Raw genomic sequence first — 26,753 nt, forward strand, 5'->3', positions numbered from 1 at the left:
CTGAAGAAAAATCCTGAGTCGGACGTTTCCTCCTACAGTGTAAGATGTCGCCTAATTTACGCAGCAGGTAACTCCCATGAGCTTCAATCTGGCCGACAAACCCCTTGCCGAGCGCGCTGCGCTTGAAGATGAGAAATCCCGTCTGTTCGATCTCTGGCAAAGCAACCTGGGCAAGTCCAAGGGCGAGGCCGCACGGTTGTTCGGTGAGCGCGCCAAGCGCAAAGGCAAATGGTCCGAGTGGGTCCGTGCCGAACTTGACGGCATGTCACCCCCGGAATTCGCGAACATGGTGCGCAGCGAGATCAATCGCCTCATGGCTGCCAAGTAGAACACGCGAAACTCGCGACAATGGCCTCACGTACTTTCAATACCAGCGGATCGAGCTGCGTACTGGTGCGCCAGCCCAGTTCGATCGGATAACGCGGCAACGCCAGGGGGCAGGGCAGTAGCGCCAGGCCGCTGAGCGCCGCAATGCTTTGCGCCGCATGGGCCGGAATGGTCGCCACGGCCTGGCTGCCCTTGAGCAAGTGCGGCAATGCCGCAAAGTGTGTGGTCGACGCGCTTACCCGCCGACTCAACCCCAGCGCCGCCAGCCCCTCATCGGTGATCCCGATAAAACCACCCGACGACACCAGGATGTGCTCGCGGGCGACGAATTCCTCAAGACTGATGGTTTGCTGTCCCTCGGCCAGGCTCATCGGGTCTGCCAGGCACAGATAGCCTCCTTCTCCCAGCACCTGACGGCTGAGCAAGCGCTCGGCAAATCCGCCGGCGGTGATCGCCAGATCGATGCTGCGTTCCATCAACGCCTGGGCGACGATCTGGCTATGGGTCTGACAAAAGATCAGCCGCAGCTTCGGCGCGACTCGGGCGATTTCCTCGATCAACCGGCGCCCATAAGCGATTTCGAAATCATCGGACATACCCACGGTCACCGAGCGCCCGTCGTAATGGTGGGCGGCCGGATCGACCATCGCCAGGCTCTGCCGGCATTTGTTCAGGGCATCGCTGACCACCGGTTTCAACTGGTTGGCCTTGAGTGTGGGCGCGAGGCCTCGGCCGGTGCGCACGAACAACTGATCGCCATACACCTCGCGTAGCCTTCGCAGTGCCGCGCTGACCGCCGATTGCGTCACGCCCAGACGCAACGCGGCCCGGCTCGCGCTGGACTCCTCGTGTAGCGCTTCGAAGACTTTCAGCAGGTTGAGATCAACAGTGGCGATATTCATTTGATTCATATCATTCAGCAGCAAACGGGGCTTCTGATCCGCGCCCGTTACGACTACGACGTGGTGAGGCACTACGCACGCCCGGACGTGTTTGAGCTGACCGTAGATGAGCGGCCTAAACCCGGCGTGCGCTTCAACACATAACCCCTGTGGGAGCGAGCTTGCTCCCACATTGGATCTCTAGGGTTGCGTTAACCACTCTTCACGGGTGATTTCCCAGAGGTCTCTGGGGAATCGCCCGCTGACGAATTCGCCCTCATCGCTGTGGATCAAGCGCATGCCGGTGCGTTCCGAGAGTTTGCGCGCGCCGATGTTGGGCGCCGCTTTCGGTACCCGCAGCACTGACCGGCCAAGGGTCTGGAACCAGTACTCGGTGACCGCTGCACTGGCTTCGGTCATCAAACCCTGGCCTTGCCATTTTGGTCCTAGCCAGAAGCCGCGGTTGTTGTCCTGCTCATTCATCAGGCTGACATTGCCAATAAACTGATCGGGCGCGGACTTTAAGCGGATAGACCAATGCCACTCTTTGCCGGCGGCAATCGCCGGCAACGCGATGTCACGCAGATAGGTCAGTGCGCCGTCAGCAGGGTACGGCCAAGGGATGAGGGCATTCAGATAACGCACCACTTCCCAATGCGGGAACTGTTGCTGGATGGCGTCTGCATCGGCCAACTCCAGCGGGCGCAGGATCAAGCGTTCGGTGTCGAGCGTGGGTGTGACTTCCATGTTCTTTTGTCGCTCCTTGAGTCGGAATTACCAGGTGCCGGTCGTCGACGCTGGGAAGCTGAGTTTGCCACTGTCCACGAAACGCAGGGTGCCGAACAAGCCACCGGCCAGTTTGCCTCGCAGCACGTAGGGCAGGTTGTTCAGGGTTTGTGTCTGGCTCAGGCCCAGAGTCTGACGCAGCACCGAGAACGCCGAAACGCTGACCGGCACCGTCAGCACGGTTTCGGAAAAGCGTGCAATCGAGCCCGATTGATCGCTGACACCGGAGGCAAGTGGCTGGCCGTTGACTTCCAGGTCCAAGGCTACGCCGTTGTAGTTGATGATTGTCTCATTGGGATTTTGCACGCGTATTTTCACGGCAAAGCGTACTTCCATGTCCTGGCTTTGCAACGGCTCGAAGCCGACCACGTTGATGTTCAGCGGATCGCGATTGGGGAACAGGGCGCAGGCGCTCAGGGAGAGCAAAAGCAGGGAAAGGATAACGGCGTGGACACTGCGCATGGACATGCTCTCTTAAAGAAAAGGCCGAACCACCAGTGGCTCGGACTCGAGCATTTTCTAGAGGTTCAAGGGTGCGACAGCTGCAGGCGAGACGGGTTCACCCTTGGCCGGGACATCCGGGTTTTCCATGACCCGGAGGATCGAAGACTTCCAACAGACGCAGAGCGTCCGGTGAGGCATTCCCCCGCGGAGCGTGGGAACGATCATTATCAAACGGGTGCCGTGAATGCCGCCAGCAAATCCTCTTCAAATGCCTTTTGCGCATCCCCCGGCACCTGGGCGCGATGCCGGGCCAGATGAAACGCCACGTCGAAACTCATGCCCTCTCGGCGTACGGCCCGCAGCAATCCTTTGTCTTCCCAGCTGCGGGCAAAGTGATTGGGCAAATAGCCAACGTGTTTACCGGAAAGAATGAAGGCGAGGGTGCCTTCGACTTGCTCCGAACGCGCCGAACACAGCTTCCCCTGGAAGGGTTCGTCGCTGCGCAGGAAACGGTAAGGGTGATCGACTCGATCACACGCCTGTAGCGCGTGATCGTCAGGCGCATCGTCGGTGAACAGCGGATGTCCGGCGGCGCAATACAGGTGCTGGGTTTCGGTAAACAGTTCGCGGTAGTCAAAAGCGCTTTGCACTTGTGAGAAATAGCCGATTGCAAGGTCCAGCCGCTGTTGCAGCAGCAACCGTTCCATTTCACCGGGCATGGCACTGATCAACTCGATGCGCACCGATTCGTCCCGTTCACGAAAGCGCCGGATCGCATCGGCCACCCGTTGCAACACGGATTGATCGAGCGCTTCGGACAGCCCCAGACGCACCTCGCCGATCAAGCGCCCGGCCACACCATTGGATTGATGGCGGAAGGCTTCGATGGACTCGAACAGGCTGCGAGTCGCGTTGAGCAGTTGTTCGCCCTTGGGCGTGATTTTGAAACCACCCTTGCCGCGACTGCACAGCCGATAGCCGAGTCGGGTTTCCAGTTTGGCCATTTGCTGGCTGATGCTCGACTGGCTCAAGCCCAGTTCACCCTGAGCCGCGCTGAAGCCGCCGCACTCCACCACGTTGACGAACAGGCGCAGCAGTTGCAGATCAAGATCATGGAGTTGGCCGAGCATCAAACATTACTCCTGGATAAAGTCAGGATAACTAACTTGGTATTTTTCCAATGTATCCGACGACGCATTCTGCATCCACTTCATCTGGTCAGGTGTTTCGTCATGGCTCCCACGTTCAAGCTGTGTTTACCCGCGCTGTTTCTCGCCATGGCCGTATCGGCCCAGGCGGAGGAAAAAGTCGTCAACCTCTACAGTTGGGCTGATTACGTCGCTCCCGAAACCTTGCAGCGTTTCGAACAGGAAACCGGCATCCATGTGCGGTACGACACCTTCGATTCTTCGGAGGTACTCGAAACCAAGTTGCTCACCGGAGGCAGCGGTTACGACGTGGTCGTGCCGTCTTCCAGTGTGCTGGCCCGCGGACTGGCAGCCGGTGCGTTGAAAGAGATTCCTCACGAAGGCCTCAAGGGTTACGCCAACCTCGATCCGGATTTGCTGGAAAAACTCGCCGCCGTCGATCCCGGTAACCGCTATGGGGTGCCCTACACCTGGGGCACCCTGGGATTGGGGATGAACGTCGAAGCCGTGAAGCAGCGTTTGCCGAATGTGCCGCTCAACAGCCTGGACCTGCTGTTCAAGCCGGAATACGCCAGCAAACTGAAAGACTGCGGCATTGCCATTCTCGATTCACCCCAGGAAGTGGTCGGCCTGGCGCTGCATTACCTGGGTAAAAATCCTTACAGCACCGACAAGGCGGATCTGTCAGCCGCCGAAGCGCTGCTGCATCAGCTGCAACCCAATGTGTTGTACGTCGCCACCGGTCGGCAGATAAGCGATCTGGCCAACGGCAGCGTATGCCTGGCGTTGACTTACAACGGTGACGCCAGCATGGCCGCCGATCAGGCGCGCAAGGCCAACAAGCCGTTCGAAGTGGCGTACCGGATTCCGAAAGAGGGCACGCTGGTCTGGCAGGACAACCTGGCGATCCCCAAGGACGCGCCACACCCCGAAGCGGCCCGCGCCTTTATCGAGTTCATGCTGCGCCCCGAATCCGTCGCAGCACTGACCAACACACTTTTCTTCGCGACGGCCAACCAGGCCGCAACACCGCTGGTGGATGAGGCGGTGCGCACCGATCCGGACATCTACCCACGGGCTGACGTGCGTGACCGGCTATACGCCGATCGCAGTATGAGCTTCAAGGACCTGCGCCAACGCACTCGCTTGTGGACCACTTTCCGTAGCCGCCAATAATAAGGAACCTGAGATGGACGTCCCGATGCAAAACGATCAGGCCATGACCCGCGACAGCCTCTACGGCACTGCCGCAGAAAGTACCTACGCCGGTATCACCAGTTTCATGCGTCGTCGCTACAGTCGCGACTTGCGCGGCGTCGACGTAGCGGTCAGCGGTGTCCCGTTCGACACCGCCACCAGCAACCGTCCCGGAGCGCGTTTCGGACCACGGGGCATTCGTGCCGCGTCCACCGGGATTGCCTGGGAACGCCACTGGCCGTGGACGTTCGACCCGTTCGACCATCTGGCGGTCATCGACTACGGCGATTGCGACTTCGATTACGGCACACCGCAGTCGGTGCCGGAAAGTATCGAAGCCCATGCCGAACACATTCTCAACGCCGGTAGCGCGATGCTGACGTTCGGCGGGGATCACTTCATCACGTATCCGCTGCTTAAGGCCCATGCGCGTAAACATGGTCCGCTGTCGTTGATCCACTTCGACGCCCACAGCGACACCTGGCCGGACGAAGACGGCAAGCGCGTCGATCACGGCACGATGTTCTGGCATGCGGCCAAGGAAGGGCTGGTGGATCCGTCGCGTTCGGTGCAGATCGGTTTGCGCACTACCAATGACGATCACCAGGGCTTTCAAGTGCTGGATGCGCGGCAAGTGCATCGACGTGGTGTAGATGCGATTGTCGAAGCGATTCGGGCTAGGGTCGGCGATAACCCGGTGTACCTGACGTTCGACATTGATTGCCTCGATCCGGCATTCGCTCCGGGCACCGGAACGCCGGTGTGCGGCGGTCTGAGCACGGTGCAGGCACTGGAAATCCTCGGTGGCTTGCGCGGGATTAATCTGGTGGGGATGGACGTCGTGGAAGTGGCGCCGGCCTACGACAGCGCGGACATTACCTCACTGGCGGCGGCGACGTTGGCGATGGAAATGCTGTGCCTCTATGCAGCGAAGCATAAGGTCGACCGGTAACACACAAACCAAAATGTGGGAGCGAGCTTGCTCGCGATGGGGCCGGCACATGCAACAGATGTGTTGAATGTAAGGCCGCTATCGCGAGCAAGCTCGCTCCCACATTTGATCTGGGTCAGGTCACTGGAATGATCGGCAGGTCCAATGTTTCAGCCCCGGTAAATCGCGTCATCGACCCGGTAATGGTTTCATGGGGCACGCCCATCGCCACAGAGCTGACACCCTCAAGTCGCGACAACTGTTCAGCACTAAATTGCAGAGTCATCCCATGCATTACAAAGTCTTCGGCCGCAAAACTGGCCTGCGCGGTTCGACGGTCTGGTGCGCGCCGGCAAGCTACTGCCACTTTCTGACAGGGTGCTCTGCTAAGCTCCGACAACTTTTCCGGACAGAGCCTGCCGATCGTGTCGCGTACCACTCGTCTACTGACCTTGTTGCAACTGCTGCGCGGCAAAAGTCGTCCGGTGACCGCGGCGACGCTTGCCGGCGAATTGGAAATTTCCGAGCGTACGCTGTACCGCGACATCGCTGAACTCACCGCACTGGGTGCGCCGATCTACGGCGAAGCGGGTATTGGTTACGTGCTGCGCAGCGGTTTGTTTCTGCCGCCGTTGATGCTCAACGCCGATGAAACCGAAGCCATCGTGCTGGGCTTGCGCTATGTGGATCAGCGCGGGGATGAAGTATTGAGCAAGGCCGCGGCGGATGCGTTGGCCAAGATTGCCGCGGTATTGGCGCCTGAAGCGCTCGACGCGTTACGCAACCCGACAGTCCTGCCGGGCCCGCGAGGTTATGGCTTTGCGCCAAACGCGGTGCCACTGACTGTGTTTCGCCAGGCCATCCGCGATCAGGCCAAGCTGCACATCGACTACGCGGACGCCCATCAGGTGCCGAGTCAGCGGCTGATCTGGCCGCTGGCCCTGGGGTTTCTGAACGAGGTGCGAATCATCGTCGCCTGGTGTGAGTTGCGCAGTGCCTATCGCACCTTTCGCACCGACCGGATCTCGGCCGCCAGTGCGCAGGGCGAGCGTTATCCGGGGCGGCGCAGCGACCTGTTGCGGACCTGGCGCAATCAGATGCAACTGGATGAAGCTGGACGTTTCACTCCTGACAAGAACTGACACAGGCGTGTTTTAGCATGGCTCCAGAATCAACAAACAAGGAGCTGTAAACATGCCCAATCCAGACGCTTCACTGGCACCCGCCATCGCCGACTATATTGCTGCGGCCAATGCCCGCGACACCTCGCGGGTCGCCAGTTTTTTCGCTGAGGATGCCAACGTGTTCGATGAAGGCCAACACCAGGTCGGCACCCAGGCCATCGCACAATGGATGCAAGACACCGCCCAGCGTTACCAGCCACGCGTTGAAGTGCTCGACGTGCAACTGCGCACCGGCAAAGTGTTGGTGCACAACCTGATCTCCGGGACGTTTCCTGGCAGCCCTCTGGAATTGCGCTACATGTTTCGCCTGAACGAACAAGGCAAGATCGCCCGGCTAGACATCTCTCTCTGACCAGAGCGCGTGGCATACTGCCGCGCATGAATGTCGACTCTCCCTTAAGCGCCTGGCAACACGCCATCGAACAGAAGGGCTTCGTCCAGGACGAAGCCCAGGAACATGCCGTCTGGGCGCTGCAAAAATGCTACGAAGCGTTGCATGAAGGGCGCGCGCCGATCACCGGCGTGTACCTCTGGGGGCCGGTCGGACGCGGTAAAACCTGGTTGATGGACCAGTTTTACCAAAGCCTGAAGGTCCCGGCCCGCCGCCAACACTTTCACCATTTTATGGGCTGGGTGCATCAGCGTTCGTTTCAGCTGACCGGCACCGCTGACCCGTTAAAGGCACTGGCTCGCGAACTGAGCGAGGAAGTGCGGGTACTGTGCTTTGACGAACTGTTCGTCAACGACATCGGCGACGCCATCATTCTTGGCCGTTTGTTTCAGGTGATGTTCGAGCAGGGCGTGGTCGTGGTTTGCACGTCCAATCAGCCCCCGGATCAACTGTACGCCGATGGCTTCAACCGCGACCGGTTCGTGCCCGCCATCGAGGCCATCAAGAAACATATGCAGGTGATTGCGGTGGACGGTGGCGAAGATCATCGGCTGCACCCAGGCATTGGTTTGCAACGTTACTGGGTGACGGAACCGGGACAGCCCGGTGCGCTGGGCGAAGTGTTCAAGGCACTGACCGTCGGCCAGTCGGTGTCCAGTGACCCGATCAAGGTTGGCTATCGCTCACTTAATGTCGTGCAGGCCAGTGAAACCGTGCTCTGGAGTCGTTACGCCGATCTCTGTGAACAGCCGTTTGCCGCCATGGATTTCATCGCCCTGTGCGACACCTTCAGCGCTATTCTGTTGAGTGACGTGCCCAACCTCAGCGCGCAAAAGCGCAAAGGGCGCATCGCCCGGGGCACTGAAGATGGCGTCGAGCGCGTGGTGGCGGGCGACCGTGAATTACCGCAGTTGTCGGTGAATGACGACGGTGTGCGGCGTTTCATTGCCTTGGTGGACGAGTGCTATGACCGCAAGGTGCCGCTGTGCCTCGAAGCGCAGGTGCCCATGGAATCGTTGTACACCGAAGGCTATCTGGAATTCCCGTTCCGCCGCACCCTCAGCCGTTTACAGGAAATGCAGCTGCAACGTTTCGCCGAAGCTTGAACCCAAGGAGCCGCGAACATGAATCAGCCTCTGTCGCACCATTTGCTGACCATGGCCTACCAGAACGCCTGGGCCAATCATCGACTCGCCAAGACCTGGAGCCAGTTGAGCCCGGCCGAGCTGGCGGCACCACGGGTCAGTTTCTTTCCCAGTCTGCGCGCTACCCTCAATCACATCCTGACCTGCGACTGGTTTTACGTGGATGCGCTGGAGCGGGAGTTGCGCGGCGACGATCCGCATCCCGATTGCTACGTGTTTTTCAACCAGGACGAGCCGTTTACGCACGCGGTCGACCTCAAGCGCGAACAAGCGCTGGTAGACCGGCGACTGATCGCCTACTGCGAGCAAATGCGCGACGCCGACCTCGGGAAGATCGTGACGATCGCCCGGGACACGCCGCAATATGAGAGCCGCGTACGTATGCTCTCCCATCTGTTGGAGCACCAGATTCATCATCGAGGGCAGGTTCACGCCATGCTCAGCGGTACCTCGGTCAAACCGCCGCAACTGGACGAATTTTTCTGTGCCGGCGAGTCAGGCTTGAGGGCCGAGGATTTTGCCGAGCTGGGGTGGACCGAAACGTTGATCTGGGGCGCTTGAGCGTAAAGATTGCAGCGTGAGCAGCACTCGCGATATTGTCATTCGGCTTTCCAGTACGAGCTGCGTGCTGGGGCTACTTGATGTGTTAACGAGGGTGGAAATGGAATCCGCAGAAATTCTTGTGCTTCAGGCCAGTTACACCAATGCGGTGCATGCCGAGGCTATTGGCCGGGTGCTGAATGCTTATGCCGAAGACCCGATGGGCGGCGGCCACTCGTTGCCCGCCGACTTGTTGAAGCAACTGCCGGCGGAACTGGCCAAGCGTCCCCACGCGTTCAGCGTTCTGGCCTTTGTCGGTGGCGAGCCGGCCGGGTTGGTCAATTGCTTTGAAGGTTTCTCGACCTTCGCCTGTAGGCCATTGGTCAATGTGCACGATGTGATGGTGGTGAAGAAGTTTCGCGGCTTGGGGTTGAGCCAGAAGATGCTGCAAAAGGTCGAGGACATCGCCCGCCAGCGTGGCTGCTGCAAAATCACATTGGAGGTACTGGAAGGTAATGCTGTCGCCCAGGCGTCCTATGGCAAGTTCGGTTTTGCCGCGGGCATGTTCGACCCGGCGCACGGTCGGATGCTGTTCTGGACCAAGGCGCTTTAATCACTTGCGGGCATAAAAAAAGGGCGTCCATCAGGACGCCCTTTGTTTATTTCGGTCTGTAGGACTCGGTCACCTGTGCGGTTTGATCGTCCGGAACCCGGAGTTCAGAACTTTTGCCTTCGGTGGTGTTACCCAGCGCCAGCTGCTGGTTGTACCGCAGGGTGTCGAAGTAATACCGCATGCGTTCGGCGCCACCTTCGGCCAATGCGCTTGCCGAGACGAACGTCATCAGGCCGGCGATGATCAGGGGTGTACGTTTCATGGTTTGCCTCCCACTACGATTGTCGGGTGCCTTTCGTCCATGAGCCAGTGTCGAAGGCACAGTTTTCGACGATTCGGTTAAGTGGGAGTTAACAAAGCCTAGAGCTTCCAATCCAGGCTCAGGGTCACCGTGCGCGGGTCGCCCCAAAAGACGCCGTTGTAAAACCCGACGTTGTCGTAATACTTTTTGTCGAACAGGTGATCGACGTTCAGCGAGGCCGACAGGTGCTTGTCGAACTCATAACGCGACATCAACTTGACCACGGTGTAAGCCTCCTGGCGGATGTTCGTGCTGGCGGTAATCACCTCGCCACCGGCGCCACGTCCGACCGGGCGCCTGGCGGCGCGGTAGACGTCGCTTTGCCAATTCACCGCACCACCCACGGTCAGTGCCTGCCAGTCGCCGGGCAGGCGATAGGCCGTGGAGAAGCGCAACATATTCAACGGATGGTTGGTGTTGTTGCGCTGCTTCTCGCCATTGGCTGAATGGGTGTAGGTGTAACCGGCTGTCATGTTCCAGCCCGCCATGACCTCGCCGGATACCTCGGCTTCGAAACCCTGAACCTTGTTGCCTTTGCCGCCCGATTTGAAGAATTCCTCCCCGGTGACCGGGTCCGGTGGCACCGAATCATCGAGTTCGGCGACGTTATCCTGCTTGCTCCAGAACAATGCGGTGGCGAGGTTGAGGCGCTCTTCCAGGAGGCTGCCCTTGAGCCCCAGCTCATAGTTGCTGCCGACCACCGGTTCCAGGTATTTATGATGGCTGTCACGGTCTTCTTGCGGTTTGAAAATATCGGTGTAGCTGACGTAAGCCGTGTACTCAGGCGTGATGTCGTAGAGCAGCCCGGCGTAAGGGGTCCACATGTCGTTGTGCTGTTGGCGAGTGATTTCGACATCGGTCAGTTGCAGGTTGTTGTCGTATTTGTTGGTCTTCTTCGACATTTCCCAGCTGCCATAACGACTGCCGAGTACCGCGTGCAGGTCATCGGTCAGGGTCAAGCGAGTGGCCAGGTAACCGGCTTTTTGCCGGGTACTTTCATTGGAACCTTGCAGGCTGGTGACGGTGTCGGGGAATTTGGGGATGCCACCCATGTACTTCCAGTCGGGGACGTTTTCGTAATCCGACGGCCGTGCGCCGTCTACCGTGTAAGGGTTTTCTTCGCTGCGTTCGGCTTCGCCATAGCCGATCATCATTTCGTGCTCACGCCCGAACAGCGAGTAAGGTCCCGACACGTTGAAGTCATAGGCCTTCATTTTTTGCGTGCCGATCATGTGGCTGACGTTGGCGCTCATGCCACTGCGATCTGCCTCAGGAAAACCCCCGCCGCCGTAGTAGATCTTGCCGTCGGTGTCGCTTTCGCGGTGGGTGTAGGCGGCCTTGAGCTGCCAGCCGGCACCCAGTTGCTGCTCCAGCGTGGCAAACGCGGTCTTGTCTTTCAGCGGCCAGGAACTCCAAGGCGTGGCCATGTTGGTAGAGCGTCCGAGGTTGGCTTTGCTGCCATCCGCGTTCCAGTAAGGCACGGTGCCCCACGAGGTGCCTTGCACCTGCTTGTCCTGATAGTCGTAACCCACCGCCAACACGGTGTCATCGGTCAGGTCGGCTTCGAGAATGCCGTACCCGACTTCCCGTTGCTGCTGGTACTTGTCGCGGAACGAATGGCTGTCGCGATAGGCCAGCACGCTGCGTCCGCGCAGGCGTCCGTCGAAAGCCAGTGGGCCGCCGACGTCCAGATAACTGTAGTAGTCGTCATAACTGCCGCCGCTGACGCCGGTTTGGGCTTGCCACTGCGCCGTCGGCCGTTTGCGCACCATGTTGATGGTGGCCGAAGGGTCGCCTGCGCCGGTGGTCAGGCCGGTCGCACCGCGAACCACTTCGATGCGGTCGTAGATGATGGTGTCGGAATCGGATTTCATGTAGCTGAAGGTATTCAGCATGCCATCGATCTGGAAATTGTTGATCGTGTAACCCCGGGACGAATAGCTGACCCGGTCCGAATCGTTGTGTTGAACCACCACGCCGGTGGTCTGGCTCATGGCTTCGGACAGCGTACCGAGTTTGAAATCGTCCATTTGTTGGCGCGTGACCACGGAAACCGATTGCGGCGTTTCCTTGATCGACAGGTTCAGGTGCGTCGCAGTGCTCATGGCGCCGGTGGTGTACGACTCGGTGTTTTCGGTGGTGCTGCCCAAACCTTGGGCGGTCACATTGGTGGCGCCCAGTTCGAGGGTGCGGCCGGGTTCTTGATCAGGGCTGGTTTCGGCCAGCAGATCGGGGCACAGGGCGGCACTGCACAGGCCCAGGGTAAAGGTCATGGAGCGGGTGATAGGCGCGAACATCGCAGCCGACTCCTTGTCTTCGAGGGAAAAATTCCGTTTGTTCAAAGACGAAGAGGGGAGGAGAGATTTAGCGATTAACGAGAATTATTGTTATTTGTAATTGTTTCGGACAACGCAGTCGCGCCATTGGCGCAGTGAAAAAGGGGTCGGAACCGGCCCCTGAAAGGATTACTGCTGAATGACTGCCACCGCCTTGGGTTTCATCAGGCTGAAGTCGATCAATGCCTTTTGCTCGCGCTCATAAGGATTGCCGATCATCAATGGCCGTGGCTTGAAACTGTCGCTGACCAGGCTCTTGCTGCGATCCAGTTCATCGAAGCTCAGACCCGCCAGATCAGCCCAGGTGTGGATCAGGTGCGAGCTGCTGTAAGGCCGCCCCAGATCACCGGCAAAGCTCCAGTCATGGTTTTCGCGCCATTTCGGCGAGGCCCAGGCCATGAACGGAATGGTGTACATCGGCGCCGTCGGTTTGCTTTCGTTGCGACCCAGCGTGCTGTGGCCAGGGGAATCGAACACGTCTTCACCATGGTCGGAGAGGTACAGCAGGAACCCGTTTGGGTCAGACTTGGCGTAGTCCTTGATCAGGCTCGAGACCACGAAGTCGTTGTACAGCACCGCGTTGTCATAGCTGTTGTACGTCGGCACCTGATCGTCGCGCACACCGTCCGGAACGCCTTTGCGGTCCTTGAACTTATCGAAGGTCGACGGATAACGGTACTGGTAGCTCATGTGCGTGCCGAGCAAATGCACGACGATCAGCTTGCGCGGCGCAGCGTCGGTCAATGCCTTGTTGAACGGCTCAATCACGTCGCCATCGTACTGTGCGGCATTCTGGTTGCGGTTGTTGTTCAGGTACACCTGCTCGTCGGCCTGTTGGGAGAAGGTCGTCAGCATGGTGTTGCGCTTGGTCATGGTCTGCTGGTTGGTGATCCAGAAAGTCTTGTAACCCGCCTGCTCATCATGCTCACCAGCGATGGGGTCGACAGGTACAGATCCGGGTTTTCTTCGTCGGCGAAGGTCAGAACCTGCTGCAGCGCCTCGATGGTGTAAGGGCGCGGGGTAATGACGTTATCAAAGACCGCCAGTTGATCCTTGAGCTTGTCCAGTTCCGGGGTGGTTTCCCGAGGGTAGCCGTACAGACTCATGCGCTGACGGTTGGTGGATTCGCCGATCACCAGCACCAGGGTAGCCGGCTGATTGGCCATCGAATCTTTCAGATTGTGCAGGGGTGGAATCTTGCTGGCGCTATGGAGCATGTCTTGCATTCCGGCCAGGGTATCGAGGTAGCGGTGATAGGCCACGGCCATCTGCCAAGGCACGGCGGGCTCGATGCGCGTTTCGAATTTCTCGAAACCGCCGGCGAGGCTGCCGGTACGCGCGGTTTGCTTGATCAGCGGATAACCGACGACGGCAACCACAATGGCCGTTGCAGCCACCAGTGCCCGACCGCGAGGCATGTACACCGGGCGCAAGCGAGTCCAGAGGAAGTAAGCGAAAGCGGTGTGAGCGAGGAACGCCGCCACCATCCACCAGGCAAAGTACTGAGTCATGTACTCGCCGGCTTCAGAGATGTTCGACTCGAACATAATAAAGATGACGCTTTGGGAAAATTCCTGCTGATAGATGAAGAAATAACCCAGACTGGCCATCGAGCAGGCCCACAGCACCACGCCGATCAGCGCGGCCATGACACGTGTTTGTTTGGGGAACAGTAGCATCGGCGCGAGCCAGATGGCGCTCATCACAAAGGCCTGGCGAAACCCGGTAAAACCAGAGGTGCCTGTCAGTTGGATCAGCAGTTGGGTAATGCCGGAAAAATACCAGAAGAACAGGAACAGCCAGAGAAATCCTGTCCAGTCGAAACCTTTCGCAGACGTATTGCTGCGTTTAAACAAAGCCATTCAGCGCTCCAGCCAATAATCACTTCCCCGCCGGGACATCTTTGTCACCGACGAACGGGCGCCGCGCGGATACCGAACGGCCACAATGAGCCGGAGTATCAAGAAACGGGTGTGAAAACTTCGTGAGTTGCCGGGTTTGTCAAAAGGGCGATAACAGGTCGGAAACAGCGGTGGGCTGCTTCCGAATCAAGCGAGGGGCTCAGGCGTGAGGCACACGGTGAGTGACGGGCAAAGGCTGGGCCTGATTGCTTTGTGTCAACAAGCGCAGTTGCGCGAGCTCCTGCTTCAACTGGTCGCGCTCGTCTTTCAACTGGCGCAATTCATCGCGACGGATCGTGACGTAAAGGGTTTGTGCTGGCAGTGCTGCGTGTACTGTGCCCATTGCTCACCTCGCAAATGGTTGTCTCAACTGTAAACCTGCCCCGAAATCGGGTGCTGACTTACTATCGGCGCTGATTTTGATTTCTTTTGCCCCAGAAGGGAACTTTTTTATTTTTTATGGTCGTTGTGTCTTCGGTGCGATTACCGACGTTATCAATCTGGATCGGGCACAATGCCCGGAAACTATGTGCCAACGCTCTGGACTAACCCACATTAGTCGCGTTGGGCTATAACCTTTGACACACATTATTTGTAGTAGGGAGCATCAGCACATGCAACTCGGGATTATTGGACTGGGCCGCATGGGCGGTAATATTGCGCGGCGCCTGATGCTCAACGGGCATACCACCGTTGTTTACGACCGCAATACCGCCTTTGTCGACACCCTGGCCGCAGAAGGCGCCTCTGGCGTCATCAACCTGCCGGCGCTGGTCGCTGGCCTGGCCAAGCCACGTGCGGTGTGGGTCATGCTGCCGGCCGGCGCACCGACCGAAGACACCATCGACACCCTGAGCACCTTGCTTGAAGCCGGCGATACCATTATCGACGGCGGCAACACCTTCTATAAGGACGACATCCGCCGGGCGAAAACCCTATCGGAGAAAGGCCTGCACTACATCGACGTCGGCACCTCCGGCGGCGTCTGGGGCCTGGAGCGTGGTTACTGCATGATGATCGGCGGCGAAGCCGAGGTGGTTAAACGCCTTGATCCGCTGTTCGAGAGCCTTGCACCGGGCCTGGGCGACATCCCGCGGACGAAGGACCGCAAGTCCGAAGACGATCGTGCCGAGCGCGGTTATATCCACGCAGGCCCGGCCGGTTCTGGCCATTTCGTGAAAATGATCCACAACGGCATCGAATACGGAATGATGCAGGCCTTCGCCGAAGGCTTCGACATCCTCAAGACCAAAGCCAGCACCAACCTGCCGCAAGACCAACGGTTCGACCTGAACGTTGGCGACATCGCCGAAGTCTGGCGCCGTGGCAGCGTCGTGTCTTCGTGGTTGCTCGACCTGACCGCCGACGCGCTGGCCAGCGATCCGAAACTCGACGGTTACTCAGGCTCGGTGGCTGACAGCGGTGAAGGTCGCTGGACCATCGAAGCCGCCATGGAGCAATCGGTACCTGTACCGGTGCTGTCGAACTCGCTGTTCTCCCGCTATCGTTCGCGCGGGCAAGGCACCTTTGGCGACAAGATTCTCTCGGCCCAGCGCTTCGGCTTCGGCGGCCACGTGGAGACTTCGAAAAAATGACCCGTCTGATCCGCAATAAATCCAAAGCAGAACCCGCACCACCGACCACGCTGTTCCTGTTCGGTGCCCATGGTGATCTGGTCAAGCGTCTGCTGATGCCGGCGCTGTACAACCTGAGTCGTGACGGTCTGCTTGGGGATGGACTGCGGATCATCGGCGTTGACCACAACGCCATCACCGATGAAGCCTTTGCGAAAAAACTCGAAGACTTCATTCGGGCCGAAGTGGCCGCCAAGGTCGGCAAGGGCGATCAAGCCCTTGACCCGGACTTGTGGGCCAAGCTGGCCAAAGGCATCAGCTACGTCCAGGGTGACTTCCTGGACGACAGCACCTATCAAGCGCTGGCGGCGAAAATCGCCGCCAGTGGCACCGGCAACGCCGTCTTCTACCTGGCCACCGCGCCACGCTTTTTCAGCGAAGTGGTGCGCCGTCTCGGTGCCGCCAGCTTGCTTGCGGAAACGCCCGAGGCGTTCAGAAGGGTGGTGATCGAAAAACCTTTCGGTTCCGATCTGCACACTGCCGAAGCCTTGAACGCTTGCTTGCTGAAGGTGATGACGGAAAACCAGATCTACCGAATCGATCACTATCTGGGCAAGGAAACCGTGCAGAACATTCTGATCAGCCGGTTCTCCAATAGCCTGTTCGAAGCGTTCTGGAACAATCACTACATCGACCACGTACAAATCACCGCCGCCGAAACCGTCGGTGTGGAAACCCGTGGCAGTTTTTATGAACACACCGGCGCCTTGCGGGACATGGTGCCCAATCACCTGTTCCAATTGCTGGCGATGGTCGCGATGGAGCCGCCGGCCGCCTTCGGCGCTGATGCGGTACGCGGCGAGAAAGCCAAGGTGGTCGGTGCGATTCGCCCCTGGTCGGTGGAGGAAGCGCTGGCCAACTCGGTGCGCGGCCAATACACGCTCGGCGAAATTGACGGCAAGCCGTTGCCGGGGTATCGCCAGGAAAACAACGTGGCGCCCGACAGCAACACCGAAACCTACGTGGCACTCAAGGTCATGATCGACAACTGGCGCTGGGTCGGCGTGCCGTTCTACCTGCGCACCGGCAAGCGCATGAGCGTGCGCGATACCGAGATTGTCATCTGCTTCAAACCGGCGCCGTATGCGCAATTCCGCGATACCGAGGTCGATGAGCTGCAACCGACCTACCTGCGGATCCAGATTCAGCCCAACGAAGGTATGTGGTTCGATCTGCTGGCCAAACGACCCGGCCCGGCCTTGAAGATGGCCAATATCGAACTCGGCTTTGCCTACAAGGATTTCTTTGAAATGCAGCCGTCCACCGGCTACGAAACGCTGATCTACGATTGCCTGACCGGCGATCAGACGCTGTTCCAGCGCGCCGACAACATCGAGAATGGCTGGCGCGCCGTGCAGCCTTTCCTTGATGCCTGGCAGCAGGACGCGAGCGTGCAGAGGTATGCCGCTGGCGAAGACGGGCCGAAGGCTGGAGAAGAATTGCTCACCCGCGACGGTCGCGCCTGGCACAGCCTGGGATGAGTGATGCAACGCAACATCCCATCCGTTTTCTGCTCAGCGACATGGACGGCACCTTGCTGCTGCCCGATCACAGCCTCAGCCAGCGCACTATTGAAGCGGTTCGTTCCTTGCGCGAGGCCGGCGTGCTGTTCAGCCTGGCCACCGGCCGTCCGCCGAAAGCCATGTTGCAGCAGATCGAAGCCTTGGGCGTCGACCTGCCAACGGCAGCCTTCAACGGTGGCACCATTGTCAATCCGGACGGCAGTTTACTGGTCGCGCATTACTTGCCGGCGACGGCGGCGCTGACGGCATTGGCGCTGTTTGCCGATCAACCGGACGTTGAAGTCTGGGTGTTCAGCGGGGGCGACTGGCTGTTGAAGGATCCGCTCGGGCCAATGGTCCCTCGCGAGCAGCACGGGCTGGGCTATCCGCCGGTGGTGGTCGAGAGTTTCGAGCCTTTTCTTGAACGTATCGACAAGATCGTCGCCACCAGCAATAACACTCAGTTGTTGATCGAGCTGGAAGCGCAGCTGCTGCCCAAGGTCGAGGGCCAGGCGCAGGTCTCGCGTTCGCAGCCGGTGTACCTGGACGTGACCGCGATGCAAGCCAACAAGGGAGCGGCGCTGGCGACCTTGGCTGAATTTCTCGGTGTGCCGCTGGAGCAGACCGCGGCGCTGGGCGACGGCGGCAACGACCCCGCGATGTTTCATCGTGCAGGCTTGTCGATCGCCATGGGGCAGTCGGAAGAGGCGGTGAAGCGTCAGGCCGATGTGGTGACTGGCGCCAATACCGAGGACGGCGCGGCGCAGGCAATCGAGCGCTATATCCTCAACGCAGGTTAACCGCGTTATCGTTCTTCGCGGGCAAGCCTCGCTCCTACAGATTCACCCCTGTAGGGGCGAGCGGTGCGGCGATCCGACTTGCCCGCGAAGGCGTCAAACCTGCTGACTCAAAGCCAGAAACTCACGGCGTACCAGCCAAGAACACCCATCACCACGGTGTACGGCAACGCCATCCACACCATCCGCCCGTACGACAGGCGAATCAGCGGTGCAATCGCCGAGGTCAGCAGGAACAAAAACGCAGCCTGACCATTGGGCGTTGCCACGCTCGGCAGGTTGGTGCCGGTGTTGATCGCAATCGCCAGTGTTTCGAAATGCTCACGGCTCATGTGGCCGGAGATGAAGGCCTGTTTCACTTCGGTGATGTAAATGGTCGCGACGAACACGTTATCGCTGATGGCCGACAGCAAACCGTTGGCAATAAACAGCATGCCCGGCTGTTGATCCGCCGGCAGGGCCAGCACCCATTGGATCAAAGGCGTGAACAGTTGTTGATCGTGAATCACCGCCACCACCGCGAAAAACACCACCAACAGCGCTGTGAACGGCATGGCGTCCTTGAACGCGTTGCCGATTCGATGCTCGTCGGTGATGCCGGTGAAGGCGGTGATCAGCACGATCACCATCAAGCCGATCAGGCCGACCTCGGCAATGTGGAACGCCAGCCCTGCAATCAGAATCAGCGCTGCCAATCCCTGCACGACGAGCGCTGCACGTTGGCGTGAGGTGCGTTCGGCATTGTCTTCGGCGGCGTAATTGGCCAGTACCGCACGCACATTGTCCGGCAACAGCGTGCCGTAACCGAACCAACGCAGTTTCTCCAACAGGACGCAGGTCACCAGGCCGGCCACCAGGACCGGCAATGAAACCGGGGCGACTTTCAGAAAGAACTCAGCGAAGTGCCAGCCCATCTCGTGGCCGATCAACAGGTTCTGCGGCTCACCGACCAATGTGCAAACGCCGCCCAGCGCGGTACCCACGGCGCCGTGCATCAGCAGACTGCGCAGAAAGGCGCGGAATTGTTCGAGGTCGGCGTGATGGAGTTTGGGCAGGTGCTGGTCATCGCCAAACTCGCTGTCCTGACGCGGATCATGGCCCGAGGCGACGCGGTGATACACCGAGTAAAACCCGACGGACGCACTGATGATCACAGCGGTTACCGTCAAGGCATCAAGAAACGCCGACAGAAACGCCGACAGGAAGCAGAACATCAACGCCAGCAGCGCCTTGGAGCGAATCCCGAGCAGCAGCCGTGAGAACAGAAACAACAGCAGGTCTTTCATGAAGTAGATCCCGGCCACCATGAACATCAGCAACAGGATCACCGGAAAATTGTGCACCAGTTCGTCGTAGAGTGCCTGGGGCGTGGTCATCTTCAGCAGCAGCGCTTCGACCAGCAGCAAGCCGCCGGGCATCAACGGATAACACTTGAGCGCCATGGCCAGGGTGAAGATGAATTCCAGCACCAGTAGCCAGCCAGCCGCCACCGGGCCGACGGTCCACAACACCAGTGCGTTGAGAATCAGGAAGCCGACAATGCTTGCCTTGTACCAGCGGGGTGAATGCCCGAGAAAATTGTGCGCGAACGCCTGAGCCATTGAACCGGGCATCGGCTACTCCTTGAATTAAGAAGCGCGCAACTTGCCGTAAGCGGAAGGGAAGATCAAGTGTAGGAAAACTGTGCAGGCCTACCCCAGATAGCGTGCGACGATCGCTCGATAGTTGCCGTCCAGTGAATAGCCTCCGACGACAATGTTTCCGTCGGCCTGCATGACCACTGAAGTCGCGGTATCCAGGCTGCGGCCAAGGCGGGTGCGAACCCAGCCGGTGCCATTGCCGAAGCTGCGATCGAGTTGCCCGTCGGGTAGATGCCGCGCCAGAATGAAATCCGCCTCGACGCCGCCGATCGTGGCCCCGACCGTCACCACGCAGCCGTCCGGCAGTGCCTTTGCGTCGGTCCACTGGCAGCCACTGTGGCCGATCTGCAGCAACTGGGCGTGGCCACCATTGCAATGAATGTCCGGGCGACCGTTGCTGTGTACTTTCAGGGCCAGGCAGTGCATCGGCTCGCGGCTGCTGCCAAAACACTGCACATCGCCATTGTCCTGTTGGACGATCTGACTGACCTGAGCGCTATACCCCCGTGCCTTGAAGGTCATGAAACCATCCACGGCGAAACAATCGTCGAGCCTGCCGTCGCTGTGATAGCGGGCCAGCAGACCTTCTTCAGGAAAGTTGATCGACCCGCCCACCAGGAGTCGACCGTCTCGTTGCACCCTCAGGCTGCTGAGCCAAGTGTTCATCAGCAAGTGCCTGACAATCACGAAGCCACGACCGTTGAAGGTATCGTCCAGCGAGCCATCGGTGTTGAGCCGTATCAGGATGCCGACATGATCGGCCAGTTCGAAGTGATGATTAGCCTGCAGCAGGATTCGACCGTCCTCCTGTACGCAGATATCACAGGCTTCTGCTCCCGGTACGCCGGGTGGTAACCAGGCGTCACGCACGCCTTGGGAAAGACCGCCCGGCAGACGCACGACGCAGCGGCCGTTGTCGCCAAAATATTGAGCCGGCCGACCATGCTGATCAAACAGGGCGAGGGCGGGCAGTGTTCGGTGAGCATTTTCGTAGTGCAGGCCGGCTACCAGAATGTGCCCATCGGGCAGTACGTGGACTTTGCCGGCCATGGCCTCGAAGCCGAGTTCAAATTGCCCGATGATGCTGCCTTGATTGCCGAACGCCAGATCAGCCGAGCCGTCCTCGAGCAAGCGAGCCAGGCCGAAGCGGCTACCGCCTGGCGTTCCTACCTTCGCCGCGACTAACAACCTGCCACGTGAATCAATCGCGACCCCGTTCGCCATGCTTGAGAGGCTGCCAGCGAAATACACCTGGGTTTTGCCAGACGAGGCAAAGGTTGTATCAAGTTTCCCGGCGTCACTCAGTGTTGCCGGTAATGCAAACGCGGTCTGGATTGACATGCACGCAGCTCCTTGCGAGTCGTCCTGAACCGGGAGTTTGGGTGGCGACTGTATAAGGAAACATTCAATCCCTGAACGCCTGGATGCACAACTGTCATAACTAACAGACGGAGGGTCGCTGTGTGCCAGAACAGTGTCTTTTCGAACCACTGACAAGCCTGCCAAGTAGTTGGGCGCGTGCAAGTTCGAATAATAAGCGGGGGAGGGCGCGGGTTACCGTTTGGTAACCCGCAAAAACGCTTAGTGTGGCATCGACCACGATTGGAGTTGGTAACCCTCCTCGCTCAATTCCGCACGTGCCGCTTCAAGCAGGCATTCAAGTTGCGCAGGATCGGTATAGGCACTGCTCGGGATCTGCTTACGGCCGATGCTGCGGGTGTTGGTGCGATCGATAACGGTCAGGCTGAGTTCGCCATTGCCGTCTTGTGGGGCCCAGGCCACGCATTGGAAAGGCTGAAATGCGCGGTCGGCAATCAAAAGAGCTTCGTTGATACGGAGCGGGGCGTTCATGGGATCTTCTCTCTGTATGCCCAATCAAGTGATGTGCCGTCGGTTGGGCTTACCGTTCGGCTGGTTACTTGTACTGATGCCCTCAACCATGGGGCGGGTCACATACAATTAAAAAGAAATTTTAACTTTCTTTCATGGGCTCAAGGCTCAGACAGGTTTTGAAAGCTGAATGAAAGGTTTAACTCGATAGGTAACTAACAAGTTTGCTTCTTATAACTAATAACGCAACAGACCTATAGTCAAACGGTACAAGGTCATGTCAAATTCTTGCTAACGTTACAGCCAGGTCCGCCAAACGACTGTTTTTAATAATATTTCCTAAATTTGGCGCCAAGGAACAGTCATGATCGAAGTGCCTGCCTTACGACGTCTGTTAGTAGTGGACCCTTGCGACGACTGTCATCGTCTGTTACCGGGTTTGCGCTCTGTGGGTTGGGACGTTGACAGCTGTACGCTGGAAAATGCTGGCGACAAAACCTGCGATGTCGGCCTGTTGCGTTTGCAGCCTTTTCACCTCGAACACCCAGAAGCTGTCAAAGAGCTGATCAGCCGTAGCGGTACCGAGTGGATCGCCGTACTCAACCAGGAAGTCCTGCGATTGCAGAATGTCGGGGACTTTGTCTGCGAATGGTTTTTTGATTTCCATACCTTGCCGTTCGATGTGTCCCGGGTTCAGGTGACGCTGGGCCGAGCATTCGGGATGGCACGCCTGCGTGGGCAGGGCACGGTTCACATTGATCAGCCTGAACACGAGCTGCTTGGCGACAGCAAACCCATTCGCGAACTGCGCAAGTTGCTGAGCAAGCTGGCGCCCACCGAGTCTCCGGTATTGATCCGTGGTGAAAGCGGCACCGGCAAAGAACTGGTCGCCCGCACGCTGCATCGACAATCCCTGCGTCACAGCAAACCTTTTGTCGCGATCAATTGCGGCGCAATTCCAGAACACTTGATCCAATCCGAACTGTTTGGTCACGAGAAAGGTGCCTTTACTGGCGCCCATCAACGCAAGGTCGGACGGATCGAAGCGGCCAATGGCGGCACGTTGTTTCTCGACGAAATCGGTGATCTGCCCCTGGAGCTGCAGGCGAACCTGTTGCGTTTCCTCCAGGAAAAGCACATCGAGCGGGTGGGCGGCAGTCAGCCGATTCCCGTGGATGTGCGGGTGTTGGCCGCGACCCATGTCGATCTTGAGGCCGCGATCGAGAAGGAACGCTTTCGCGAAGATTTGTATTATCGCCTGAACGTGTTGCAGGTCGCGACCGCGCCCCTGCGTGAACGCAATGGCGATCTGTCGATGCTGGCCAACCACTTTTCCCATTTCTACAGCCATGAAACCGGCCGCCGTCCGCGCAGCTTCAGTGAAGACGCCTTGATTGCCATGGGCAAGCATGACTGGCCGGGCAATGTTCGCGAGCTGGCCAACCGGGTACGTCGCGGGTTGGTACTGGCCGAAGGCCGGCAGATCGAGGCGCGAGACCTGGGGCTGATCAGCCAGCAGGCCGTTGCCGCGCCGATGGGCACGCTGGAAAACTACAAGCACCGGGCAGAGCGCCAGGCCTTGTGCGATGTACTTAACCGCCACAGCGATAATTTGAGCATCGCCGCCAAGGTGCTGGGGATATCCAGGCCTACCTTCTACCGTTTGTTGCACAAGCATCAGATACGTTGAGCGATTGCAGACCCGTAGGAGCGAGCGGTGCGGCGATCCGACTTGCCCGCGAAGAACGCTACGCGGTTTAACTGAATCACCGCGCTATCGTTCTTCGCGGGCAAGCCTCGCTCCTTGTATGTTGACCCTGACTCCAGCGAGAGAGGTTACGCTCAAGGATTCATTCAACAGCAAGTGCGTTTCTGGGGGAGGCCGATCGCTCCTGAAGGCAGGATTTGCTCCTGACCTTGTCTGTAGAGAGGCCCCCCCGCCTCATTGCCCACCACGAAGAGTATCGAGAAGCCGACAAGTCGGACTTCGCATTACAAGGTTGCAGTGGCATGAAGTTCGAGGTCGGGGGAACCGGAAGCAATCTTACCTAAAGTCAGGGAAGTGAAAAGCATGAATACTCATGTCGGCATAGACATTGGTGCCAAAACGTCTGCCATGGGATGGCGGCAGAACGGCAAAACAGTCGGCCAGTGGGACATTCAGCACACGCCCAAGGGTCGTAAGGCCGCGGTGAATAAGATGATGGGCCTCAAACCGCTGAGCGTGGTCATGGAGGCCACCGGTATTTACTACCTGGATCTTGCGTTGGAGTTGCATGCCGCCGGCTTACCGGTCTCGGTGATCAACCCAAAAAGCTTCCACAACTTTGCCAAGTTGATGTTGCAAAACAGCAAGACTGACCAGATCGATGCGCAGTTGCTGGCTGAATATGGCGAGCGCATGGCACCCAGGCTTTGGGTCCCGCCTACGGCGGATCAAATGATGCTGCGTGCGATTGGCCGTCATATCAATCGACTGATTGGCCATCGGACCAGAGCCAAGAATGAGCTGCATGCGCTACAAGCGACAGATACGAGTATTGAGTTGCTAATCGCAGATGAGAAAGACGCGATTGCTGCATTGGATATACGCGTTGACCGTTTGAAAAAGGCTGCGCGCGACGCCATCGCCAAGTGCCCGAACCTGACCTTGCAGTTTCGCTGCATGATGGCGGCACCCGGCGTGGGAGAGGCTTCAGCGATTGCTGCACTGGCTGAGTTGACGACGCTACCTGTAACGCTCAAATCGGCACAGGTGAGCCGTTATGCGGGGCTGGACGTGAGATTGACCCAGTCAGGAACAAGTGTGAACCGCCCTGGCCGAATGTCGAAATGTGGCAACGCCTACTTACGCGCAGCGATGTTCATGCCGGCAATGACGGCAATCCGTTGCGATGAGAACGTGAAAGCCTTCTACGAAGCTCTGGTGGCTCGGGGCAAGAAGAAAATGCAAGCCATCGGAGCAGTGATGCGCAAGTACCTGACGGGTTTATGGGCTTGCATGCGCTCCGGCGAAGAATTTGATACGGCCAAGCTTTTTAGCGAAAAACATCTCGCGAAAGCTTGACCGTGAACAGAGTATCTACAGGATCAACAAAAAAACCCGCCGAAAAAGCGGGTTTTTTGTGGGTGCCGGATCAGAAGTAGTACGGGAATTTCAGGCTGAAGGAAAAGTCTGGCGCGTCGTCGGTCAGGCCGATGGCCAGGTTGGGAACGATCGTCAGGTTATCGGTTGCTGCCAGGGTCATGCCGATGTTGAAGTTGGCCGAGTTGTAATCGCTGTTGGAAATCGATTGCCAATCGCCACCGTCCGGTTTGATCTTGCTCTTGCGGGCGAACTGATCGGTGAACGAGAACGACATACTCATCTTCTCGTTCAAGGCGAATGCAATGCCGGCGCCGACCTGCCAGGAGTTGCCCAGTTTCACGTCCCCCCGCACCTTGGAGTCGACCTGAGGGCTGATGTCGCTGAAAGAGTCCTCTATGTTGTAGGTGTAGGCCAGGCTGCCGAACAGCACGGCCGGGTCGAAGGTCTTGACCAGCGAGATACCCGGGGTGATCGACCAGATACCATTGCCGGTAGGCAAGTCCTCGGGTACCGCGAGGTTATCGTTGTTCGGGACCTGGACCAGCTTGATGCCGTAAGGGTCATCACCGGTCGGCGCCTTGACGCGCAGTGTCACCACCGCGTCGGGCAGGTTGGCCGACTCATCCAGAAACTTGTAAGCAACGCCAAAATTCACATCGCCGATGGCCGGGTCGCGGGTAACGGTTGCGTCCGACGTCACCGGGCCTGCGCCACCGGCGCCACCGGAGGAATACGTTGATTCGCGATAAACCACGGGGACGTTAATGTCGAACTGCCAGCGTTGTCCCGTGTTGTAGCGGGCGGTCAGGTCCAGTGTCCAGTTATCCGCCTTGATACGGTCAAGATCGATGCTGCCGAGGAAAATCGAGTCCAGTGCCAGAAAGCCATTGAGCGTCAGCGCCCGGGTATCGTAGTGCGTGTAGGTCAGGCCGGTTTCGAGGCTGAACTTGCCGCCACCGAAGAAGCCGCTGGCTTCGTCATACAGGTTGGAAACGCTTTGCGCAGGCTCCGAATCATCCTTGAGCGATTGGCCGTATGAACTGCCTGTGGTTCCCGGCGCACCGGCGGCCACCGTCTGGCCACCTCGGGGCGTTTCGGCGGGGGATTTAGTCAGGCGTTTGGGAGCAGGTGTCACAGGTGTTTCTTCGACTTGGCGAACGCGTTGCTCGAGTACCATCAGCGCGTTCTGTTGTTGTTCGTAACGCTGTTTCAACTCCATGAGTTCTTGTTTTAGTAACTCGACCTGGGGGTCCGGTGCTGCGTATAGCAGTGTGGCCGGGGCCAGGCTACTCAAACAAACGATAGCTTTGAACGTTAACGATCGGTGCATGGGTTAGCCGTCCCTTCTGACTACATCTGATGAGACTGAGCGTAGATCAGAATCCGCTAGTACGAAGACCTTTGAGCTGGTCCAGGTTGCCGTTCAGTGACCCGCCTGTCGGCCCGTTGTCACGCAGCACGACATTGAGGGACGTGAGGTTGATGACCTGGTTGCCACCGCCGAGCAAGGTCGTGTTCTGCATCAGCCCACCCTGGGCCAGACGCTGTACGGTACTGCCCTGGTTGTTGTTGGCCACAATGTTGAGTTGCACACCCGTACCGGTCGAGGAAATGCTCAGCGAGCCCGCGCCATTGGCGCCGACCAACGTCGAGCCAGCGGCCAATGCCTGGCCCTGCTGTTGCGTTGTTGGCGCTTGGTTGGCCTTTGTGACGTTGATTTCAACGTTGTTGTAGGCAGTGTTATGGTCGCCGGCAGCACGCACGACTTGAGTGACGCCTTCGGTGCTGTTGAGGCCGCTGCCGCCAGTGACGGTACCGGTGCCTTGCGAACGCGCTGAGCCATTACCTTTTTCGTCGATCATCGTCACATAGAACTGTGGCTTGATGGTCGATTGTTGAATTTGCATCGAGGAAGTTGCCCCGATCACTTCACCGTTGGCATTTTGCCAAGCGCTGGTCATGACAATGCCGAAACTGATGACCCGTCCCGGCATGACATAGCGGCCTCGCAGGGTCGCCAATTCCTGATCGTTAAGTTCGATGGGTTTGAACGTCTGTGCAGGGGTCGGCAGGCTGGCGGCCAGGCAAACCACGGCCAGCCAGATTGGAGTCTTCATAGGATACTCCCGGAGCGTCG

General features: G+C 58.6%; 26 protein-coding genes and 2 pseudogenes. 14 read left to right on the plus strand and 14 right to left on the minus strand.

The genetic code is table 11. The features are described 5' to 3' along the window. Positions 1-76 precede the first annotated feature (76 nt). Positions 77-328 (plus strand): hypothetical protein, encoded by a 252-nt coding sequence (locus ACYZT7_RS15195; RefSeq protein ID WP_282379433.1) that lies wholly within the window; start codon positions 77-79, stop codon positions 326-328. On the opposite strand, the gene ACYZT7_RS15200 is transcribed toward ACYZT7_RS15195, so the two are convergent. After that, the gene (locus tag ACYZT7_RS15200; protein WP_462041667.1) at positions 312-1,238 is read right to left on the minus strand and encodes a LysR family transcriptional regulator; all 927 of its coding nucleotides are present in this window, start codon (positions 1,236-1,238) and stop codon (positions 312-314) included. The genes ACYZT7_RS15195 and ACYZT7_RS15200 overlap by 17 nt on opposite strands. 24 nt (positions 1,239-1,262) lie before the next feature. On the opposite strand from ACYZT7_RS15200, the pseudogene ACYZT7_RS15205 reads away from it, so the two are divergent. Beyond that, positions 1,263-1,373, plus strand: a pseudogene (locus ACYZT7_RS15205) (carbon-nitrogen hydrolase family protein); the annotation flags it as partial. 36 nt (positions 1,374-1,409) lie between these two features. Here ACYZT7_RS15205 and ACYZT7_RS15210 read toward each other — a convergent pair. From ACYZT7_RS15210 to ACYZT7_RS15220, 3 genes are all read right to left on the minus strand, one after another. After that, complete coding sequence (locus tag ACYZT7_RS15210) at positions 1,410-1,955, minus strand: GNAT family N-acetyltransferase (RefSeq protein WP_462041668.1); 546 nt, start codon at positions 1,953-1,955, stop codon at positions 1,410-1,412. A 27-nt stretch (positions 1,956-1,982) separates the two neighbouring features. Then, entirely contained in the window at positions 1,983-2,456 is a 474-nt protein-coding gene (locus tag ACYZT7_RS15215; RefSeq protein ID WP_462041669.1) for an LEA/WHy family protein, read from the minus strand. Positions 2,457-2,665: 209 nt separating this feature from the next. Then, entirely contained in the window at positions 2,666-3,568 is a 903-nt protein-coding gene (locus tag ACYZT7_RS15220; RefSeq protein WP_462041670.1) for a LysR family transcriptional regulator, read from the minus strand. Between the two features lie 102 nt (positions 3,569-3,670). Here ACYZT7_RS15220 and ACYZT7_RS15225 point away from each other — a divergent pair, with 102 nt between their 5' ends. Together ACYZT7_RS15225 and speB are read left to right on the plus strand one after the other, a co-directional pair. Continuing rightward, on the plus strand, positions 3,671-4,762 hold the full coding sequence (locus tag ACYZT7_RS15225) for a polyamine ABC transporter substrate-binding protein (protein WP_462041671.1): 1,092 nt from the start codon (positions 3,671-3,673) through the stop codon (positions 4,760-4,762). A gap of 13 nt (positions 4,763-4,775) precedes the next feature. Further along, the gene (gene speB / locus ACYZT7_RS15230) at positions 4,776-5,735 is read left to right on the plus strand and encodes an agmatinase (protein WP_140678502.1); all 960 of its coding nucleotides are present in this window, start codon (positions 4,776-4,778) and stop codon (positions 5,733-5,735) included. A 115-nt stretch (positions 5,736-5,850) separates the two neighbouring features. Here speB and ACYZT7_RS15235 read toward each other — a convergent pair whose 3' ends face one another. Then, a complete protein-coding gene (locus tag ACYZT7_RS15235; protein ID WP_462041672.1) occupies positions 5,851-6,000 on the minus strand; it encodes a hypothetical protein in 150 nt (49 codons plus the stop codon). Positions 6,001-6,139: 139 nt separating this feature from the next. On the opposite strand from ACYZT7_RS15235, the gene ACYZT7_RS15240 reads away from it, so the two are divergent. The 5 genes from ACYZT7_RS15240 (at position 6,140) to ACYZT7_RS15260 (ending at position 9,587) form a co-directional block, all read left to right on the plus strand. Then, positions 6,140-6,856, plus strand: coding sequence for a helix-turn-helix transcriptional regulator (locus ACYZT7_RS15240; protein WP_462041673.1), 717 nt, complete (start codon positions 6,140-6,142; stop codon positions 6,854-6,856). Positions 6,857-6,908: 52 nt separating this feature from the next. Beyond that, positions 6,909-7,250 (plus strand): nuclear transport factor 2 family protein, encoded by a 342-nt coding sequence (locus ACYZT7_RS15245; RefSeq protein ID WP_449643258.1) that lies wholly within the window; start codon positions 6,909-6,911, stop codon positions 7,248-7,250. 26 nt (positions 7,251-7,276) lie between these two features. Further along, complete coding sequence (zapE, locus tag ACYZT7_RS15250) at positions 7,277-8,395, plus strand: cell division protein ZapE (protein ID WP_462041674.1); 1,119 nt, start codon at positions 7,277-7,279, stop codon at positions 8,393-8,395. 18 nt (positions 8,396-8,413) lie between these two features. Continuing rightward, positions 8,414-8,995, plus strand: a complete 582-nt coding sequence (locus ACYZT7_RS15255) for a DinB family protein (protein WP_462041675.1) — start codon at positions 8,414-8,416, stop codon at positions 8,993-8,995. A 100-nt stretch (positions 8,996-9,095) separates the two neighbouring features. Next, positions 9,096-9,587 (plus strand): GNAT family N-acetyltransferase, encoded by a 492-nt coding sequence (locus tag ACYZT7_RS15260; RefSeq protein ID WP_461964218.1) that lies wholly within the window; start codon positions 9,096-9,098, stop codon positions 9,585-9,587. Between the two features lie 46 nt (positions 9,588-9,633). On the opposite strand, the gene ACYZT7_RS15265 is transcribed toward ACYZT7_RS15260, so the two are convergent. The 4 genes and pseudogenes from ACYZT7_RS15265 to ACYZT7_RS15280 all read right to left on the minus strand — a co-directional run bounded on the left by ACYZT7_RS15265 (position 9,634) and on the right by ACYZT7_RS15280 (position 14,468). Further along, the gene (locus ACYZT7_RS15265) at positions 9,634-9,849 is read right to left on the minus strand and encodes a hypothetical protein (RefSeq protein WP_462041676.1); all 216 of its coding nucleotides are present in this window, start codon (positions 9,847-9,849) and stop codon (positions 9,634-9,636) included. 98 nt (positions 9,850-9,947) lie between these two features. Continuing rightward, complete coding sequence (locus ACYZT7_RS15270; RefSeq protein ID WP_462041677.1) at positions 9,948-12,185, minus strand: TonB-dependent siderophore receptor; 2,238 nt, start codon at positions 12,183-12,185, stop codon at positions 9,948-9,950. A gap of 168 nt (positions 12,186-12,353) precedes the next feature. After that, positions 12,354-14,086, minus strand: a pseudogene (locus ACYZT7_RS15275) (phosphoethanolamine transferase CptA). A gap of 199 nt (positions 14,087-14,285) precedes the next feature. After that, the gene (locus ACYZT7_RS15280) at positions 14,286-14,468 is read right to left on the minus strand and encodes a DUF6026 family protein (protein ID WP_056739988.1); all 183 of its coding nucleotides are present in this window, start codon (positions 14,466-14,468) and stop codon (positions 14,286-14,288) included. 271 nt (positions 14,469-14,739) lie between these two features. On the opposite strand from ACYZT7_RS15280, the gene gnd reads away from it, so the two are divergent. From gnd to ACYZT7_RS15295, 3 genes are read left to right on the plus strand one after another with little or no spacing between them, the layout of a single operon-like run. Then, a complete protein-coding gene (gnd, locus tag ACYZT7_RS15285) occupies positions 14,740-15,720 on the plus strand; it encodes a phosphogluconate dehydrogenase (NAD(+)-dependent, decarboxylating) (protein ID WP_462041678.1) in 981 nt (326 codons plus the stop codon). Then, a complete protein-coding gene (zwf, locus tag ACYZT7_RS15290; RefSeq protein WP_462041679.1) occupies positions 15,717-17,240 on the plus strand; it encodes a glucose-6-phosphate dehydrogenase in 1,524 nt (507 codons plus the stop codon). Before gnd ends, zwf begins: the two co-directional genes overlap by 4 nt. Then, positions 17,237-18,061, plus strand: a complete 825-nt coding sequence (locus ACYZT7_RS15295) for an HAD family hydrolase (RefSeq protein ID WP_462041680.1) — start codon at positions 17,237-17,239, stop codon at positions 18,059-18,061. Before zwf ends, ACYZT7_RS15295 begins: the two co-directional genes overlap by 4 nt. A 107-nt stretch (positions 18,062-18,168) precedes the next feature. Here the strand turns inward: ACYZT7_RS15295 and nhaB are convergent, their stop codons facing one another. From nhaB to ACYZT7_RS15310, 3 genes are all read right to left on the minus strand, one after another. After that, on the minus strand, positions 18,169-19,671 hold the full coding sequence (gene nhaB / locus ACYZT7_RS15300) for a sodium/proton antiporter NhaB (protein ID WP_462041681.1): 1,503 nt from the start codon (positions 19,669-19,671) through the stop codon (positions 18,169-18,171). A 78-nt stretch (positions 19,672-19,749) separates the two neighbouring features. Further along, positions 19,750-21,039 (minus strand): NHL repeat-containing protein, encoded by a 1,290-nt coding sequence (locus ACYZT7_RS15305; RefSeq protein ID WP_462041682.1) that lies wholly within the window; start codon positions 21,037-21,039, stop codon positions 19,750-19,752. Positions 21,040-21,279: 240 nt separating this feature from the next. After that, positions 21,280-21,549, minus strand: coding sequence for a hypothetical protein (locus tag ACYZT7_RS15310; RefSeq protein WP_462041683.1), 270 nt, complete (start codon positions 21,547-21,549; stop codon positions 21,280-21,282). 343 nt (positions 21,550-21,892) lie between these two features. Here ACYZT7_RS15310 and ACYZT7_RS15315 point away from each other — a divergent pair, with 343 nt between their 5' ends. Together ACYZT7_RS15315 and ACYZT7_RS15320 are read left to right on the plus strand one after the other, a co-directional pair. Next, the gene (locus tag ACYZT7_RS15315) at positions 21,893-23,218 is read left to right on the plus strand and encodes a sigma-54 dependent transcriptional regulator (protein WP_462041684.1); all 1,326 of its coding nucleotides are present in this window, start codon (positions 21,893-21,895) and stop codon (positions 23,216-23,218) included. Positions 23,219-23,599: 381 nt separating this feature from the next. Further along, positions 23,600-24,595, plus strand: coding sequence for an IS110 family RNA-guided transposase (locus ACYZT7_RS15320; protein WP_462030744.1), 996 nt, complete (start codon positions 23,600-23,602; stop codon positions 24,593-24,595). A 70-nt stretch (positions 24,596-24,665) separates the two neighbouring features. Here the strand turns inward: ACYZT7_RS15320 and ACYZT7_RS15325 are convergent, their stop codons facing one another. Together ACYZT7_RS15325 and ACYZT7_RS15330 are read right to left on the minus strand one after the other, a co-directional pair. After that, positions 24,666-25,946: a hypothetical protein gene (locus ACYZT7_RS15325; protein ID WP_462041685.1), complete on the minus strand. Its 1,281-nt coding sequence runs from the start codon at positions 25,944-25,946 to the stop codon at positions 24,666-24,668. A gap of 46 nt (positions 25,947-25,992) precedes the next feature. Then, a complete protein-coding gene (locus tag ACYZT7_RS15330) occupies positions 25,993-26,733 on the minus strand; it encodes a hypothetical protein (RefSeq protein ID WP_462041686.1) in 741 nt (246 codons plus the stop codon). Positions 26,734-26,753 lie beyond the last annotated feature (20 nt).

The organism is Pseudomonas sp. RT4P38, assembly GCF_054897765.1.

Excerpts from the sequence above, each read along its gene's own strand:
- ACYZT7_RS15195 (WP_282379433.1), top strand. The coding sequence starts at position 77 with ATGAGCTTCAATCTGGCCGACAAACCCCTTGCCGAGCGCGCTGCGCTT.
- ACYZT7_RS15200 (WP_462041667.1), bottom strand. The coding sequence starts at position 1,238 with ATGAATCAAATGAATATCGCCACTGTTGATCTCAACCTGCTGAAAGTC.
- ACYZT7_RS15210 (WP_462041668.1), bottom strand. The coding sequence starts at position 1,955 with ATGGAAGTCACACCCACGCTCGACACCGAACGCTTGATCCTGCGCCCG.
- ACYZT7_RS15215 (WP_462041669.1), bottom strand. The coding sequence starts at position 2,456 with ATGCGCAGTGTCCACGCCGTTATCCTTTCCCTGCTTTTGCTCTCCCTG.
- ACYZT7_RS15220 (WP_462041670.1), bottom strand. The coding sequence starts at position 3,568 with ATGCTCGGCCAACTCCATGATCTTGATCTGCAACTGCTGCGCCTGTTC.
- ACYZT7_RS15225 (WP_462041671.1), top strand. The coding sequence starts at position 3,671 with ATGGCTCCCACGTTCAAGCTGTGTTTACCCGCGCTGTTTCTCGCCATG.
- speB (WP_140678502.1), top strand. The coding sequence starts at position 4,776 with ATGGACGTCCCGATGCAAAACGATCAGGCCATGACCCGCGACAGCCTC.
- ACYZT7_RS15235 (WP_462041672.1), bottom strand. The coding sequence starts at position 6,000 with ATGACTCTGCAATTTAGTGCTGAACAGTTGTCGCGACTTGAGGGTGTC.
- ACYZT7_RS15245 (WP_449643258.1), top strand. The coding sequence starts at position 6,909 with ATGCCCAATCCAGACGCTTCACTGGCACCCGCCATCGCCGACTATATT.
- zapE (WP_462041674.1), top strand. The coding sequence starts at position 7,277 with ATGAATGTCGACTCTCCCTTAAGCGCCTGGCAACACGCCATCGAACAG.
- ACYZT7_RS15255 (WP_462041675.1), top strand. The coding sequence starts at position 8,414 with ATGAATCAGCCTCTGTCGCACCATTTGCTGACCATGGCCTACCAGAAC.
- ACYZT7_RS15260 (WP_461964218.1), top strand. The coding sequence starts at position 9,096 with ATGGAATCCGCAGAAATTCTTGTGCTTCAGGCCAGTTACACCAATGCG.
- ACYZT7_RS15265 (WP_462041676.1), bottom strand. The coding sequence starts at position 9,849 with ATGAAACGTACACCCCTGATCATCGCCGGCCTGATGACGTTCGTCTCG.
- ACYZT7_RS15270 (WP_462041677.1), bottom strand. The coding sequence starts at position 12,185 with ATGTTCGCGCCTATCACCCGCTCCATGACCTTTACCCTGGGCCTGTGC.
- ACYZT7_RS15280 (WP_056739988.1), bottom strand. The coding sequence starts at position 14,468 with ATGGGCACAGTACACGCAGCACTGCCAGCACAAACCCTTTACGTCACG.
- gnd (WP_462041678.1), top strand. The coding sequence starts at position 14,740 with ATGCAACTCGGGATTATTGGACTGGGCCGCATGGGCGGTAATATTGCG.
- zwf (WP_462041679.1), top strand. The coding sequence starts at position 15,717 with ATGACCCGTCTGATCCGCAATAAATCCAAAGCAGAACCCGCACCACCG.
- ACYZT7_RS15295 (WP_462041680.1), top strand. The coding sequence starts at position 17,237 with ATGAGTGATGCAACGCAACATCCCATCCGTTTTCTGCTCAGCGACATG.
- nhaB (WP_462041681.1), bottom strand. The coding sequence starts at position 19,671 with ATGCCCGGTTCAATGGCTCAGGCGTTCGCGCACAATTTTCTCGGGCAT.
- ACYZT7_RS15305 (WP_462041682.1), bottom strand. The coding sequence starts at position 21,039 with ATGTCAATCCAGACCGCGTTTGCATTACCGGCAACACTGAGTGACGCC.
- ACYZT7_RS15310 (WP_462041683.1), bottom strand. The coding sequence starts at position 21,549 with ATGAACGCCCCGCTCCGTATCAACGAAGCTCTTTTGATTGCCGACCGC.
- ACYZT7_RS15315 (WP_462041684.1), top strand. The coding sequence starts at position 21,893 with ATGATCGAAGTGCCTGCCTTACGACGTCTGTTAGTAGTGGACCCTTGC.
- ACYZT7_RS15320 (WP_462030744.1), top strand. The coding sequence starts at position 23,600 with ATGAATACTCATGTCGGCATAGACATTGGTGCCAAAACGTCTGCCATG.
- ACYZT7_RS15325 (WP_462041685.1), bottom strand. The coding sequence starts at position 25,946 with ATGCACCGATCGTTAACGTTCAAAGCTATCGTTTGTTTGAGTAGCCTG.
- ACYZT7_RS15330 (WP_462041686.1), bottom strand. The coding sequence starts at position 26,733 with ATGAAGACTCCAATCTGGCTGGCCGTGGTTTGCCTGGCCGCCAGCCTG.